The organism is Lacrimispora sphenoides, from assembly GCF_900105215.1.
GTDB lineage: Bacteria > Bacillota > Clostridia > Lachnospirales > Lachnospiraceae > Lacrimispora > Lacrimispora sphenoides_A.
In genome coordinates this window covers 3143974-3159416 of sequence record NZ_FOIP01000001.1, presented here as the reverse complement: position 1 = coordinate 3159416, position 15443 = coordinate 3143974, and the positions used below count along the sequence as shown (strand labels likewise).

Genomic DNA, 15443 nt, shown 5'->3' with positions numbered 1-15443 from the left:
CTAAGTGTTAATTGATATAATTATGACCTGGTTATAGGAAAAACCTATAGCAGAGCCATTATAGATTTCTGTTACAAGCTCCTGCTTATCCATCATATATCCCTGAGTACTGAATATATATATACAAATAATAATGAGGACAATAACCTATGAATGAACATTACCCCTTTGTAAACCTGCCGCTGCCGTATCCATACGATGCACTGGAACCCTACATAGACACGCAAACCATGTACCTGCACCACGACAGGCTGCAGCAACGATATGTGGCGAATCTTAACGGGATCCTGTCGAATTATCCGCAGCTGCAAAACAAGTCTTTGGAGGATCTGCTTTCGGACACGGAAAGCCTTCCTTCGGAAGTCCGTCAGAGCATCATTAATAATGCGGGCGGAGTTTATAATCACACCATCTATTTCTTCGGGATGACCAATTCCATGACCCGGACCCAGGCTGAAGTATTGTATCCTGCCATCGTACAATACTTTGGGACGGTGGAACAGTTTTTTGATGAATTTAAAAGGTATGCACTGGCTATATTTGGATCCGGGTATGCCTGGCTGGTAGTGGATTCTAACGGCGTGCTGAAACTCGTAACAACACCAAACCAGAATTCCCCTATCTCAGATGGCCTTTGCGTTATTGCAGGCATCGACTGCTGGGAACATGCCTATTTTTTGAAGCGGTTTAACGACAGGGCCGCATACATAGAAGACTGGTTCCATGTGGTAAGCTGGGAGGCTGCGGACGAACGTTATAAAGCATGCATCAGTGCAAAATCTTAATATGGATACTCCGGATTTTAAAATCAAACCTTCAAACCGATGATTATTATATTGTCTGTTTGAAGGTTTTCATTTTTCTGCCGGGAAATCCTTCATTGGTCATACAGCTTCCCTCTGACTAGATATTTAATAAGCAAAAAGAGGAACCGGCAAAGCGACTCCTCTTTCCTTTTCTAAAAGTAAAACACCTTAAAAATCAAGGTTTTCCTTAGAATTTACCTTCTCTTGCACTTTCCTCGATGCCAACAGCCACTGCAACGGTAGCTCCGACCATAGGATTATTACCCATACCGATCAGACCCATCATTTCCACATGAGCCGGAACGGAAGAAGAACCTGCGAACTGAGCATCAGAGTGCATACGTCCCATAGTATCAGTCATACCGTAGGAAGCTGGGCCTGCTGCCATGTTATCTGGATGAAGGGTACGTCCTGTACCGCCGCCGGATGCTACGGAGAAGTACTTCTTGCCCTTCTCTGAACATTCTTTCTTATAGGTTCCTGCTACCGGATGCTGGAATCTGGTTGGGTTGGTAGAGTTTCCTGTGATAGAAACGTCAACGCCTTCCTTCCACATAACTGCAACACCTTCTGTAACATCGTTTGCACCGTAGCAGTTAACTTTTGCTCTTAAACCTTCTGAGTAAGACTTTCTCCAAAGCTCTTTTACTTCGCCTGAGTAATAATCCATATCTGTCTCTACATATGTAAATCCATTGATTCTGGAAATGATCTGTGCTGCATCTTTTCCTAAACCATTTAAAATAACTCTTAATGGTTTCTGACGAACTTTGTTTGCCTTCTCAGCAATACCAATTGCGCCTTCAGCTGCTGCAAAGGACTCATGACCTGCTAAAAAGCAGAAGCACTCGGTCTCTTCTTCCAGAAGCATCTTTCCTAAGTTACCGTGTCCCAGACCTACTTTACGCTGATCGGCAACGGAACCTGGAATACAGAAAGCCTGAAGACCTTCTCCAATAGCTGCTGCTGCGTCTGCCGCTTTTCTGCAGTCTTTCTTGATTGCAATTGCTGCGCCAACGATGTAAGCCCAACAGGCATTCTCAAAACAGATCGGCTGGATCTTCTTTACCTGCTCGTATACATCCAGACCTGCATCTTTTGTAATCTTTTCAGCTTCTTCAATAGAAGCAATGCCATAGCTGTTTAATACAGAATTGATTTTGTCAATTCTTCTCTCATATGATTCAAATAATGCCATTATCTTGTCCTCCTTATTATTGGCCAAATATCTTCGCTTTGATAACCGCTATCCGACAGGCTTTTGCCAATCTGATTATTCATGTCTTGGGTCAATGATCTTAGCAGCTTCGGCAACGCGTCCGTACTGTCCTTTTGCCTTTTCCCAAGCAGTTGTCGGGTCATCACCCTTCTTGATAAAGTCAGTCATCTTTCCAAGGCTTACGAACTGATAGCCAATGATTTGATCTTCTTCATCCAGAGCGATACCGGTTACATAGCCTTCCGCCATCTCTAAGTAACGAGGACCTTTCTTTAATGTTCCGTACATGGTACCAACCTGTGAACGGAGACCCTTTCCTAAGTCTTCCAGTCCTGCACCTACCGGAAGTCCATCCTCAGAAAATGCACTCTGTGTTCTACCGTATGCGATCTGTAAGAATAATTCTCTCATAGCGGTGTTGATGGCGTCACAAACAAGGTCTGTATTTAATGCTTCTAAAACGGTCAGTCCTGGCAGAATCTCTGCTGCCATAGCAGCGGAATGTGTCATACCGGAACAGCCGATAGTCTCTACTAATGCTTCCTGGATAATACCCTCTTTTACGTTAAGAGTCAACTTGCATGCACCCTGCTGAGGAGCACACCAGCCAACGCCATGTGTCAGACCGGAGATATCTTTAACTTCTCTAGATTTTACCCATTTTGCTTCTTCTGGGATTGGAGCCGCGCCGTGATGAACGCCCTGTGCCACTGTGCACATCTCTTCTACTTCCTGTGAATAAATCATGTTAAAACTCCTTTCGAATAAGTAATAATTGTGAACAGTACTTTGTTAAATATATCACATCATACTTGATTACATTTTCTCATATAATGTCGATTTCCGCAAGCTCTTTTTAAGGAAACAGGGAGGGATCAGCGGATCCCTCCCTGCAAAACAGATTCCTATACAATTCTTCTGACGGATAGAATCGTCCGGTAGGTAGCATTTCCTACCTTAATACCGGTCGACGGGGAACTGGCATGAACTATTTGTCCATTGCCGATGTAAATTCCTATATGGCCTGCATAGCAGATCAGGTCTCCCGGCTGCGCATCAGAATAGGATACCTCACGCCCTGCAGAGCGCTGCTCCGAAGAGCTTCTTGGCAGGGAGTAGCCGAATTTCTTGTACACAGACAGTACAAACCCGGAGCAATCCGTACCATTCGTCAGGCTGGTACCTCCAAATACATAGGGGTTCCCCACAAACTGAAGTCCGTAATCCGCAACCGCACGGCCCTCCGCTGATCCTCCGCTGCTTTTGGAGGCAGACGGACCGGTGTACTTGTTGTTGGCATTGGATGACTTGGGTTTTGAGCTGGTGTTTGCCGCAGCTTTCTTTCTGGCCTCTTCCTCCGCCTTTTTCCTGGCTTCTTCGGCTGCCTTCTTTCTGGCCTCCTCTTCTTTCGCCTTGCGGATCTCCTCATTCTTCTTTGCTACCGTCTGGGCAAAAACCGCTGCATCCTGCTTGGCTTGTGCAAGCTGGCTGTCGAAATTGGAAACTTCCTTTTTCTTCGTGGAGATCAGTGTCTCAAGTGCAGATTGCTGTTCCTTGTACTCCAGCTCCATGACCTCCATCTCAGCCTTGTCCTCTTCCAGATCTGACTTATAATCGGCCACCTTCTGCTTTGTCTCCTGGTAAGTGATCAGCATGTTCCGGTCGTATGTATAAATTCCTTCAACGTATTCCGCCTTATTAAGAAGATCAGACATGTTCTTTACCTGAAGGAAAATATCCAGATATTCTGTATCTCCCTTCTCGTACATGTACTGGATTCGCTTCTTCATGGAAGCATACTGCTTTTCTTCCTCTTTCTTAGCCGCCGCATAGTCCAGCTCTGCCTGCTTGATCTCCGCTTCCTTGTTGGCCATATCACTTTCCAGAACTTTGATATCAGCCAAAAGAGCAGTCAGATCAGAAGTCAGCTTTGATACCTGATTCTGGGCAGCACTCTTTTTGCCTTCAGCTTCCTGGGCTTTTTTATTTGCCTCTTCCAGTTTTTTTTGCGCTTCCTGTTTTTCTTTTTCCGCTTTTGACGTGGCCCAGGCGGGAACAGTCTGGCCGCAGACCATTGCACTTACCAACAGGCCGCAGAGAAGCTTTTTAATCGTTTTCCTGTTTCTTTCATACATATTCTGCATTTTTCGTTTCATCGTCAGTTCCTTTTCCCCTTTTTTCTACCTTATATGTTAACTTATAACCATGGTGAAATTCAAGTCTTTTTTGGAAAATTTTGATAATTGTAAGATACTGCCAAATGAACTTCCGGTTATCTATTCAAGTTCCGATTCCAGCCGGGCCTGATGCTTATCCTGTGGCAGCTTTCTTGCCACCACAAGGAAGGACAAGAAGAATAGAATCCCCTTGATGATACTTGAAATGGTAAAAGCCCACCAGATACCGTCAAGCCCAAGGGCTGTGCTGCTTAGAATCATGGCAAGAGGTATCCTGGCGGAAGTAAATAAAACACTGATGACCGAGCAGAGAAGAGTCCTGCCAAGACCGGAGAGAGCCCCTACTGTTGTCAGTTCAATGCACATGAACATCTGGCAAAAGCCCAGGATCACAAGATAGCGCACGCCCATTGGAATAACTTCTGGTTCATGGATGAATAATCCGAATATATGCTCGGGAAGGCCGATCAGAAGAGCTGAGCTTAACAATCCCCAGACAAACATGACTCCGATTGCCGTAAAATAGCCCTTTTTCACTCTTCCATACTGACCTGCCCCATAATTTTGACCCACAAAGGAGTTAATGGCGGCTGCAAATCCATCTGCCGTCATCCACGATATGGATTCGATCTGTCCGCCTACCCGAAGCACCGCCACAGCAATATCCCCAAATTCGGTTACAAACCGGGTCAGAATCATGGAAATGCTGGTATAAATAAGGTTTTGAACGGAAGCAGGGAAACCGATCCGGACCATGGCTTTCATGTAATCCCAGGGGACCTTATGAAACACCTTCACCTTATCAAACAGTACCTGGTCCTTTCGAATGGCAATGAGGAATACTGCGGTAACCACTGCCTGAGCCATGACCGTGGCAATGGCCGCCCCCGCTACTCCTGAGCCCTTTATCGGACCCACCCCAAAAATCAGGACAGGATCCAGTACCATATTCAAAACCAGGCCGATAAAATTCGCAAGCAATGGTGTCTTACTGTCGCCCATCGCTGTCATGATCCCGGTAATAATCGAATTCAAAAAGGAAAATACAATCAAACCGCAGGTAATCTTTAAATAAACCTGGGCATTATAGGCAACGAAAGCATCGTTCAACCCGAAAAATGCGATCAAAGGCTTTGTCCCGAAAAATGTCACTACCCCATACAGCAGTGCAAATAAAAGCCCCATCTGAACCGAGCCGGAAGCATAGACTGCCGCCTCCTTCCTGTCTCCCTTTCCAAGCGCGTGAGCTACCTTTACCTGGCCGCCCATTTTTGCCAGAGCGACAACGCCCTGGGAGAGCCAAACATACATACCCCCTGCGCCGACCGCTGCAACAGCCGGGGAACCGACGAACCCGATCCAGGCCATATCCGTCAGATTATAAGCCATCTGCACCAGAGCCGTGACCATGATGGGAAGAGCCAGACCGGTCAATGATGTGAAAATATGTCCATTTAACATATCAATTTTCTTATTCATAAATTATGTAACAACCTTTCAAAAGGGCCGCCAGTGAACTGGCAGCCCTTTAATTTATTACTATCTGGATTATTCCTTAGAAGAAAGGTATTCATCAATGCCTCTTGCTCCAGCTCGTCCGGCTTCCATAGCCAGAATAACGGTTGCAGCTCCTGTTACCGCATCTCCTCCGGCGTAAACGCCATCCTTGCTGGTCTTTCCTGTAGATTCCTCAGCAATGATACATTTGCGCTTATTGATATCCAGTCCTTTTGTTGTATTGGATATGAGCGGGTTCGGTGAAGTTCCTAAGGACATGATAACGGTATCTACATCAATGATGAATTCAGATCCCTCTATCTCAACAGGTCTTCTTCTGCCGGAAGCATCCGGTTCTCCAAGCTCCATTTTAATGCATTTCATTCCATTTACCCAGCCTTTATCATCGGTGAGAATTTCTAACGGGTTGGATAAAAGGTTGAAAATGATTCCTTCTTCCTTTGCGTGGTGAACTTCTTCCGCTCTTGCCGGAAGCTCCGCCTCACTTCTTCTATATACAACGTGTACCTCTGCGCCAAGACGAAGGGCCGTCCTTGCTGCATCCATAGCAACGTTTCCGCCGCCTACCACTGCAACCTTCTTGCCCGCTACGATAGGGGTATCATAATCACTGCGGAACGCTTTCATCAGGTTGCTTCTGGTTAAATATTCGTTAGCAGAGAATACGCCGTTTGCGTTCTCTCCCGGAATTCCCATGAACATAGGAAGACCTGCTCCAGAACCGATAAATATGGCCTGGAATCCTTCTTCATCCAAAAGCTCGTCAATGGTCACGGACTTGCCGATGATTACATTGGTTTCAATCTTAACGCCAAGCTTTCTTACGTTATCAATCTCCGGCTGAACCACACCTTCCTTTGGAAGACGGAATTCCGGAATGCCGTAGGTCAATACGCCGCCCGGCTCATGAAGAGCTTCAAAAATAGTAACTTCATAGCCCATTTTAGCCAGGTCACCGGCACAGGTTAAACCGGAAGGACCGGAACCGATGACGGCTACCTTCTTGCCATTGGTCTTTTCCGGAGCAGCCGGTACGAAACCGTGCTCTCTGGAATAGTCCGCCACAAAACGCTCCAGCTTTCCGATAGAAATGGGTTCTCCCTTGATTCCGCGAATACACTGGCCTTCGCACTGGCTCTCCTGGGGGCATACCCGGCCACAGACAGCAGGAAGTGCAGAGGACTCAGCAATAATTCTTGCAGCCTCTTCGTGATTTCCTTTTTCCACTTCTTTAATAAAGCCGGGAATATTAATGGATACCGGGCAGCCTGCTACGCATTTTGGGTTTTTGCAATTAATGCAGCGGCTGGCTTCCTCTTTTGCCTCTTCCTCATTATATCCAAGACAAACCTCTTCGAAGTTCGTCGCTCTTACCTTAGGGTCTTGTTCTCTTACTGGTACTTTCTTTAATACATCCATTACTCGTTACCTCCACACAATCCACAGCCGCCGTGATGAGTATCGCCCTCACGTTCTTTTAAAACCGAGCGCCCTTCTTCTGACTTATACATCATCTGGCGCTTCATGGCCTCGTCAAAATTAACAAGATGGCCATCAAACTCCGGTCCGTCTACGCAGGCAAATTTCACTTCACCGCCGACCGTAACACGGCAGGCACCGCACATGCCGGTTCCGTCTACCATGACCGGGTTTAAGCTGACAACCGTAGGAATACCAAGCTCCTTGGTCACAAGGCAGGCAAACTTCATCATGATCATCGGTCCGATGGCTACGCACACATCGTATTTCTTACCCTGGTTCAGAACCAGGTCTTTAATTACCTCAGTTACCAGGCCCTTTCTTTCATAAGAGCCGTCATCTGTGGTTATATATAAATTTCCGGCCTGCTCTCTCATGGCATCTTCCAGAATCAATAAGTCCTTGGTCTTTGCCCCCACAATGACATCCACGTCAATGCCGTGCTCTTTCATCCATTTTACCTGGGGATAAACAGGAGCAGTTCCTACACCGCCGGCCACAAATAAAAATTTCTTTTTCTTCAGCTCTTCTATATCTTCGTGTACGAATTCAGACGCATTGCCCAAAGGACCCACCACATCCGAAAAGCTGTCTCCTGTCTTTAAAACAGCCATCTTTTCCGTGCTTGCACCTACGGTTTGGAATACAATGGTAATGCTTCCCTTCTCACGATCATAATTACAAATGGTCAGGGGAATTCTCTCTCCTCTGTCATCCATCTTGACAATAACAAACTCTCCAGGCTGGCAGGCTTTGGCAATCCGAGGAGCTTCCACATCCATCAGATAGATCTTGTCAGCTAACATCTCTGCTTTTAAAATCTTATACATCTTCATCCTCCTAATGTCTTCGTGAATAAACCTGTACACCTTTCCTGATGGCCTTCCCCAACGATCAGGCGAAATAGTACTCGTATCATATTACCATTTTTAAATGGCACTGACAACATTTATTAAAAAAATATCAATAAAAATTTATAGATTCAGTCGAATTTTGCCTATTATCTTACAGATTTTGTATCCTGTTGAAGCAACTGGATATGCTTGTATATCCAGTTAATTCACAGTCGAAAGACCGAAAAGCGCCTGAATTTAACCGTTCCTCTGATACATACGGTACGTATAACACAAATCAAAATAAGTCTGTTCATCGCTTTCCGCCGCCATTTCCCATGTCGGATCCTGATCCAAATTGGGGAAATGTGTATCGGCACTGTACATATAGTCAATATAAGTCACATGGGCCGTATTACAATATGGGAAAAACTGTTCGTAAATGCTTTGCCCGCCTATGATAAAGCAATCCTCCTCAGGATAATTGCCAAGCTCTTTAAGGGCCTCTGGAAGGCTGTGGCAGACGACCGCTCCCTTTACTTTGTAATCCGGATCCCTGGTCAATACGATGTTAGTTCTTCCATAAAGCGGCTGCTTTCCAGGAAGGCTCTCAAGTGTCTTTCGTCCCATGACGATCACCTTCCCCATGGTTTCCTCCCGGAACAGCTTCTTATCCTCTGGGATAGAAACAAGAAGCTGGCCCTGATTGCCGATGGACCAGTTTTTATCCACTGCAACAATGATATTCATAGGTCAACCCCTCCTTTTCCTTTATTCTTCTCCAATGATCAGTTCTTTTGCATAAGGAAGTGTTTCGATCCACCGGCAGAAGTCATGCCATTCTTCCAGCTTGTGGCTGCGCCTTGCAAAGTATATGTTGATCAGGGTTTCATAATTTAAAGTGCATGTCCTCATCTGGTTATAGCTGGATGGAAGTAGCTGGATCAGATCATACCAATCCTCTTTCTTTTTATTCTCTATGTAGCGGAGACGTATCTTTTCCATTTCAGCCACCACAGTTTCCATAAAGGCCAGGGTTTCTTCCGACATATGATCATGGCTGAAGTCCTCCAGTTCAAATGGCTTGCTGTGAATCTTATGCATAGTGCTGGTGGAATTGGCCACAGTAGCCACTTTGTAGGTATCGTATTCTTTCCACCAGTAAATCGGCGCCGTAATATCCACAGATACCAGGATCTGGCGGATGTATTTGCGGTGGTCGCTACCTGCTTTTCTCAGCCGCTTTGCAAGGCCGAGATCATTAGGTCCAAGGATGTATTCACCCTTCTCATTATATCCGCTGTCCATCCGGTCCCAGCTATTCATGGGATTTCTTGCACCCCGAATGGCATTTTCTATGTTCATAACACTGGTTCTTTCGCAGTTTAACATGGTATTTTCCTTTCTGTATGTGAATCTTGTTTCATGGCTCTATTCATTATAGAGCAAAATACCCGTTTCATCCATTGATTTATTTTTCAAAAAATCTTAAGTTATATAATTTCTTTTGGGCCGTGTATATGGATCTGTCTCCATTAAATAGATATGCAATGCTGCAGACCACAAAAAAATATGGCAAATAAGAATAGCCGAAAACCTCGGCTCCTATAAAAACAGGTGCTAAAAGAGTATTTGTGGCACTGCCGAAAACCGCCGCATATCCCATTGCGGCAACAAAGTCAAGCGGCAATCCCAGAATCCCTGCAACAGCGGCTCCAAGGCTTGTACCGATTGCAAACAGAGGAGTAACTTCTCCTCCCTGAAATCCTGCTGCGATCGTAATAATAGTCAGTACAAGTTTTAAAATCCAGTCCCAGCCATAGATACGGCCTCCTTGGAAACCGGCTGAAATCAAATTCGTTCCCAGACCGGAATATCTTCCCATTCCCAATAGAATAAACAATATTGCCAGAAAGATACTCACAATGGTTATCTTTCTAACCGGATCATGAAAAGTTTTCCCAAGCTTATTTTTCATGGAAACCAGACCATAAGCAAACAGGGAACCTACCAGGCCAAACAAGGCTCCCAACACCATTAATTTTACTGCAAATAAAACATCTATCTGAATATTTGAGTTCAGGGCATAATGAAAATTTTCCAAACCCAGGGCTTTTGAAACCGTACTGGCTGTGAAGGAAGCGGCAATGGCCGGAAACAGGGCAGAATACTCCAGGGTTCCTGCCGTTAAAACCTCTAATGCAAAAAAGCAGGCTGCGACAGGCGTTCCGAATAAGCCGGAAAAACCAGCTGCCATACCTGTTACCAGGAAGATTTTTGAGTTGTTCTTCACTTTTATTTTAAGGCCGACCCAGTGTGATAAGGTGGCTCCTATCTGTACGGCAACTCCTTCCCTTCCGGCACTTCCCCCGAATAAATGGGTAATCCAGGTGCTTAAAACCGTTAGTGGAATCAGCCTTAAAGGAATCCTGTCCTCTTCTCCATGACCCACCTGAAAAATTAATCCCATTCCCTTAACACACTTTCCCTCATCCCAGTGATACAGCCAAACTGCCAAAGCTCCTGCGGCAGGAAGAAAAATGATCAGGGGGATAAAGTATTCTTCCCGTAATTCAGTTACAAAAAGCAAAACCCTTCCAAATCCCGTATCCAGTATCCCCACTGCTGCACCGATCACCACTCCGCAAATTCCTAAGATCATCAATTCCCTGTACTTTTTCAGCTTTTTTTCCAGCATCAAACAATTCCTCCCTAAAACCGGCCGCTTATAAAAGGTCCGGTCATTTATATTCTTGCATTTTTAAAGGCAATCAAACCCTGACAATAAAAAAAGCTGATACCTTCTGCATATTCAGTCAAAATATACAGAAGCCATCAGCAAATTGCAGTTTTGATAATCCTATCATGGGAGCGCTTCATTCCCGTTTCAAAATTATTATACAGGTTTCTTCACTGTTGTCAAGCTTTTATCTCACCTAAAAAATACCGGATTTTCTCTTATCTTCCTGTCATACGCCATCAGGAAGGACATCTAAGTCCCACAAAATCCTGCTTCCTTTTTCTGTTTTTTTCACCAGGAGCTTCTTTCCGATCTGTTCCTTTAATTCCGTCACATGGGAAACAATCCCGATCAGTCTGTGTCCTCCAGCAAGCTCCTGAAGGATGCGGACTGCCTTAAGCCTGGATTCCTCATCCAGGGAACCAAAGCCTTCGTCAATGAAAAGAGCATCCATACTAACATTCCCTGCCGTGCGCTGGATGATATCGGTCATGCCAAGGGCCATGGCAAGCGCTGCCATAAAGGATTCTCCGCCGGAAAGGGTTTTAACATCCCGTACCTTATCTGTTGCCATGCTGTATACATCCAAATCCAGGCCTACCTCCCCCTGCTTTCCAAGAGTCTCCAAATCCCTGCACTGAAGCAGGAACTGGCCGTCCGTCATTACGTCAAGCCGTTTGTTAGCCGCATGGATCATCTGGTTAAAGTACTGCCTCTGGACATAGGTCTGAAAGTCCAGGCTGACGGAGCCTGCCATTTTCCCGTTGGCAGTCTGAAACAGGGTATGGTACAGACGGTATTTCTCTTCCAGCTGCGCTCTCTCCTTCCATAGCCGCTCCAGATTTTGAGCAGCCTGAAGAGCCCTGCTGCCAATGGCCGTGACCCTTGCCTCCCTGGTCTGCAGCTGTTTCTGTTCCTCTTTAAGAGCTTCCGCCTGCCCTTTCCATTGTTCTGTTTCTATCCTTTCACGCCCCTTTGTCTGCTCTTTAAACTGGCCGTAAACGGTGCGGGCCTTTAACAGCTCCTTTTCATAATTCCCTGTTTCCTGCTCCCACTGGCTTACAATTTCCGGTGCCTGCTTTGCCCTGTGGTAATCCACTTCTTTTAAAAATCCAAGTTCCACCAAGGCGGATTGAAACGCGGTATCTGCCTGCCCAAGTGCAAGCCTTCGCGTCTCTTTGTTTTCCTCTTCCGAGGCCAGACGGCCTTTCCCTTCCTTTTCTTTCACTAAGATATACTGGAATCGTTTATCCGCTTGCTCCTCTGCTCTTAAAAGCTCTTCTTTTCTTTTTTTGAAGCCTGCCAGTTTTCCCATGGCTTCCTCTTCCTTAGGGTATGGCAGAAGCTTTTTTACGTGATCTGCCTCTGCGACAGCGGCTGCTCTGTCCAGCTGTTTCTGCTGCCAGTTCTTCATGGCCTCTTCTTTTCTAAGTTCCAGTTCCGTAAGTCTCCCCCGGTCCGCTTTCCTTTCTTCCAGAAGCTTCTTAAGAAGGCGGTCCGACTCCAAAGCTTCCTGCTCTTCCTTTTCCACTTCCCGCAAAAGCATGCCGGCCCGCGCTCTCTCTTCATTCAGACGGACATGAAGCTGATCCTGAGAGAAAGAAGTCCCAAACCATTTTTCTTCCTCTCCCTCCAACAGTTCCTTTAAGTGACGGCATACCTCTAAGGCCCTGACGGCAGTTTGAACGGCCTGGGAACGCCGTTCCTCTGCCTGATTTCTGGCTTTCTTTGCATGCTCCACCTCTTCCTGGGTGACAGCACCCTCTATCAGCTCTGCCTTCAGAGGATGATGGTTGGAACCACAGACAGGACAGGGAGTTCCATCTGCCAGCTCCTTAGCCATAATTCCAGCCTGCAATGCCAGAAACTCACGAAACCTGTCATTATAATGCGCTTCCGCCTGTTCGTAATCTTTCTGGGCGCATATAACCGCTTCCTGGTATTCCTCTCGTTTTAAGTCTGCCGCCTCCCCTGCCTTAGCTGCTTTCTCAAGGTCTCCCATGGCCTGCTGCCGCTCCAGGAGCACAGTTTTTCTCTGTCTTAATTCCGGCAGACTCCTTGCCCCTTCTTCCAGCTTTTCCTGCCTTGCTTCGTTTGCAGTCAGGCGTTCCTTTAACCGGAACAGCTCGGCCTCAATTCTATGAAAGTACTGTCCAGCCTCCTCTTCCTCTCTTTTCTTATCAAGGGAAGCCCTCTCCATGGTTTTCCAGCGGCCATAAAGCGGCATGTCCTCATTTAACCGTTCGATGAAAACTGACAGCCTGGGGACTTCTTCCTGGGAGGCCTCTCTGCTTTTCTTTGCCTCCTTTTCCGCAGATGCAAGGGCAAGGGTTATTTCCTCCAATTCCTTTTTAAGCTGTTCGGCCCTCTTTATGGCTGTCTCATAATCTCTCTTTTTATCTAAGAACTGGTTCTCAGGGCCTTTCGCCTTTTCTGCCCGGACGGCTTCCTTTAATTGTTCTTCTATCTTAAGCCATTGTTCCTTCTGGCCTTCCAGAACATCCAGCCTGGCCTTTGCCTGCATAAGGCCGTCAAAAAGACGGTTCACTTCCTGGGCCCTGCTTAACTGCCCTTCTACATCAGAAAGAAGCTTTCCCCTGTGATCCCGTTCTTCACAAAGCTCCTGTTCTTTTTCCTTTATCTCTGCCAGGATGGAACCTAAAAGCCTCCGGATCTCCTCTGTCCTTGTTTCCTTAAAATCCAAAAGCTCCCGCCATGGTTCCTGATAAGTGCTTTCATCCAAAAGTACTACATTTTCCAGTTCATGAAAGCATAACCTGCGGTTGTTCTCCAGGCTGTCATAAAAAAGATTATTCTGCTCTTTTAATTTCAACTGGATACGGCTGTAAATTCCGGTGTTAAAGATCCTGGAAAATATCTCTTTCCGTTCTCTGGAAGATGCATGAAGAAGTCTTAAATAATCTCCCTGGGCAATCATGGCGATTTGCGAGAACTGGTTTAAGTCCACGCCTACAATTTCCTGGATCTTCTGATTGATATCCCGAAGATTGCCTGGGTACTCCGATCCATCAGGCAAGAGGAGAGAGGCCTTTGCCGGAACGGGAACTGCAGAATACTCTCCATTTTTATTTCTTCTTTTGCTGATCCTTGTATAGGAAGGGCTTCTAGTAATTTCATACCTCTCACCCCTTTCAGAAAATTTCAGGGAAACATAAGTTTCCTGGTCCTCTGCCGCATACTGGCTGCGCATCATGGAAGGCTCCCGCTTCTGTCCGCTGGTTTCCCCGAACAGGGCAAATGATACGGCATCAAAAATGGTGGTCTTTCCTGCTCCCGTATCTCCTGTTATAAGGAAAATGCCGTGACCGATTTTCTCAAAATCCACGGTTTCCTTTCCTCCATAGGAACCAAAAGCGGACATGGTCAACTGCAATGGCTTCATAATCCCTCTTCCTCCTTTGCTTCCTGTACGATCCGCTCCATGGCCTGTTCTTCCTCCATTGTCATCGCTTCCCCTCTTACCGCCTTAAAAAACTGCCGGAATGCCTCCAAAGGCTTAAGAACCGGAACGGTCTCTCCCTCTTCCAGACGCTTTTGCCGGGTGCGCTCATTATCCACCCGAAGCTCCAGCAAATGATCGAACACCTCTTCCAAGCATTCTCTGACCCGGTAAGGCTCCTCTTCATCGGTGAGTGTGACGCTGACATAATCATGGCGGTTTTCTTCTGTGGTTCTTTTAAGAATCTCAGATAAAGACCCTCTTTCCCGCCTCACATCCTGGATTCCATTGAGCGGAAGAAATTCAAGTTCCGGTTCATCTCCCTTTTTACCTATATTCACCACAGTAACTGATTTTTTATGGTTTTCTTCGCTGACGGAATATTTATAGGGAGTCCCGCAGTATCGTATTGAAGCCTTGCCTACCTTTTGGGAACCGTGGAGATGTCCCAGTGCTGTGTAATCAAAGTCAGAAAGAACAGAAGCATCTACCCGGTCCAAGCCGCCCGCCATGATGACCGCCTGCTCCGACTCACAGGTTTCCGGGTCTTTATTGCCTGAGGCGTAAAATTGATGGGATAAAAGGATGTTGCGCTCTCCGGCATCAATGGTTTCTCTCTCCAGAACAGCTCTTATAGCACTTTCGTATCCCTCCGGCTGGTTGTCCGGAAAAAGCGGCCGGACATACCCTGGTTTTAAAAAGGGCAGCAGGTAGAAATTCACCGGACCATTTTCATCCCGCAATACCACTTTTTTTAAGTACTCCCCCTGGCTCCTGGGCGGGAATACGGACAAATGAATGCGGTGCCGTTCCAGAAAGGCGGAGGCATAGGACAGACGTTCCGGTGAATCATGGTTTCCTGCGATAATCAGGACCGTAATCTCAGGCTTTATTCCGGAAAGGGCTTCCAGGAAATTGCCAAACATGGTATAGGCCTCTCCGGAAGGAGCCGTTTTATCATAGATATCACCGCAGATCAGGACAACATCCGGGTGCTGGGTTGCTGCATAATCCACAATCTGATTTAGGACCGCTTCCTGGTTTTCTTTTAAACTGTAGCCGTTTAACTGTTTTCCGATATGTAAATCAGATAGATGAAAAATCTTCATATTTCCTCTTTCCTGCCCGTGGTTTGGGGATTAAGGAAATACCCTCAGGGTATTTCCTCCCAGGCATTTTTATCTTAAATGTTTACCAGATGTTCCTTTTCA

The 15443-nt window shown here is 46.2% G+C and carries 12 protein-coding genes and 1 riboswitch; of the genes, 1 reads left to right on the top strand and 11 read right to left on the bottom strand.

Annotated elements, in window-relative coordinates; all coding sequences use genetic code 11:
* Positions 1-149: 149 nt before the first annotated feature.
* Complete coding sequence (locus BMW45_RS14295) at positions 150-785, top strand: superoxide dismutase (RefSeq protein ID WP_092244819.1); 636 nt, start codon at positions 150-152, stop codon at positions 783-785.
* A gap of 208 nt (positions 786-993) precedes the next feature.
* Here BMW45_RS14295 and BMW45_RS14290 read toward each other — a convergent pair whose 3' ends face one another.
* From BMW45_RS14290 to BMW45_RS14240, 11 genes are all read right to left on the bottom strand, one after another.
* Positions 994-2004 carry a GGGtGRT protein gene (locus BMW45_RS14290; protein WP_092244816.1) on the bottom strand — a complete coding sequence of 337 codons (1011 nt, stop codon included), beginning with the start codon at positions 2002-2004 and terminating at the stop codon, positions 994-996.
* 75 nt (positions 2005-2079) lie between these two features.
* The gene (locus BMW45_RS14285) at positions 2080-2772 is read right to left on the bottom strand and encodes an iron-sulfur cluster assembly scaffold protein (protein ID WP_025234293.1); all 693 of its coding nucleotides are present in this window, start codon (positions 2770-2772) and stop codon (positions 2080-2082) included.
* A gap of 158 nt (positions 2773-2930) precedes the next feature.
* Complete coding sequence (locus tag BMW45_RS14280; RefSeq protein WP_025234294.1) at positions 2931-4181, bottom strand: C40 family peptidase; 1251 nt, start codon at positions 4179-4181, stop codon at positions 2931-2933.
* Between the two features lie 120 nt (positions 4182-4301).
* Positions 4302-5681, bottom strand: coding sequence for an MATE family efflux transporter (locus tag BMW45_RS14275; RefSeq protein ID WP_092244812.1), 1380 nt, complete (start codon positions 5679-5681; stop codon positions 4302-4304).
* A gap of 69 nt (positions 5682-5750) precedes the next feature.
* A complete protein-coding gene (gene gltA / locus BMW45_RS14270) occupies positions 5751-7139 on the bottom strand; it encodes an NADPH-dependent glutamate synthase (RefSeq protein WP_092244809.1) in 1389 nt (462 codons plus the stop codon).
* On the bottom strand, positions 7139-8029 hold the full coding sequence (locus BMW45_RS14265; protein WP_092244806.1) for a sulfide/dihydroorotate dehydrogenase-like FAD/NAD-binding protein: 891 nt from the start codon (positions 8027-8029) through the stop codon (positions 7139-7141). The genes gltA and BMW45_RS14265 overlap by 1 nt, the downstream gene beginning before the upstream one ends.
* A 261-nt stretch (positions 8030-8290) precedes the next feature.
* Positions 8291-8782: a dihydrofolate reductase gene (locus BMW45_RS14260; protein WP_025234298.1), complete on the bottom strand. Its 492-nt coding sequence runs from the start codon at positions 8780-8782 to the stop codon at positions 8291-8293.
* Between the two features lie 21 nt (positions 8783-8803).
* A complete protein-coding gene (locus BMW45_RS14255; RefSeq protein WP_092244803.1) occupies positions 8804-9424 on the bottom strand; it encodes a hypothetical protein in 621 nt (206 codons plus the stop codon).
* 79 nt (positions 9425-9503) lie between these two features.
* On the bottom strand, positions 9504-10730 hold the full coding sequence (locus BMW45_RS14250; RefSeq protein WP_092244800.1) for a chloride channel protein: 1227 nt from the start codon (positions 10728-10730) through the stop codon (positions 9504-9506).
* 121 nt (positions 10731-10851) lie between these two features.
* Positions 10852-10925, bottom strand: a riboswitch (Fluoride riboswitch).
* A 76-nt stretch (positions 10926-11001) separates the two neighbouring features.
* Positions 11002-14175 (bottom strand): AAA family ATPase, encoded by a 3174-nt coding sequence (locus tag BMW45_RS14245; RefSeq protein ID WP_092244797.1) that lies wholly within the window; start codon positions 14173-14175, stop codon positions 11002-11004.
* A complete protein-coding gene (locus tag BMW45_RS14240) occupies positions 14172-15341 on the bottom strand; it encodes an exonuclease SbcCD subunit D (protein WP_092244795.1) in 1170 nt (389 codons plus the stop codon). Before BMW45_RS14240 ends, BMW45_RS14245 begins: the two co-directional genes overlap by 4 nt.
* Positions 15342-15443 lie beyond the last annotated feature (102 nt).

Bases quoted from the DNA above. Each gene is read 5' to 3' on its own strand.
- gltA (WP_092244809.1), bottom strand. From the start codon at position 7,139: ATGGATGTATTAAAGAAAGTACCAGTAAGAGAACAAGACCCTAAGGTA.
- BMW45_RS14260 (WP_025234298.1), bottom strand. From the start codon at position 8,782: ATGAATATCATTGTTGCAGTGGATAAAAACTGGTCCATCGGCAATCAG.
- BMW45_RS14280 (WP_025234294.1), bottom strand. From the start codon at position 4,181: ATGAAACGAAAAATGCAGAATATGTATGAAAGAAACAGGAAAACGATT.
- BMW45_RS14290 (WP_092244816.1), bottom strand. From the start codon at position 2,004: ATGGCATTATTTGAATCATATGAGAGAAGAATTGACAAAATCAATTCT.
- BMW45_RS14275 (WP_092244812.1), bottom strand. From the start codon at position 5,681: ATGAATAAGAAAATTGATATGTTAAATGGACATATTTTCACATCATTG.
- BMW45_RS14245 (WP_092244797.1), bottom strand. From the start codon at position 14,175: ATGAAGCCATTGCAGTTGACCATGTCCGCTTTTGGTTCCTATGGAGGA.
- BMW45_RS14285 (WP_025234293.1), bottom strand. From the start codon at position 2,772: ATGATTTATTCACAGGAAGTAGAAGAGATGTGCACAGTGGCACAGGGC.
- BMW45_RS14240 (WP_092244795.1), bottom strand. From the start codon at position 15,341: ATGAAGATTTTTCATCTATCTGATTTACATATCGGAAAACAGTTAAAC.
- BMW45_RS14295 (WP_092244819.1), top strand. From the start codon at position 150: ATGAATGAACATTACCCCTTTGTAAACCTGCCGCTGCCGTATCCATAC.
- BMW45_RS14250 (WP_092244800.1), bottom strand. From the start codon at position 10,730: ATGCTGGAAAAAAAGCTGAAAAAGTACAGGGAATTGATGATCTTAGGA.
- BMW45_RS14265 (WP_092244806.1), bottom strand. From the start codon at position 8,029: ATGTATAAGATTTTAAAAGCAGAGATGTTAGCTGACAAGATCTATCTG.
- BMW45_RS14255 (WP_092244803.1), bottom strand. From the start codon at position 9,424: ATGTTAAACTGCGAAAGAACCAGTGTTATGAACATAGAAAATGCCATT.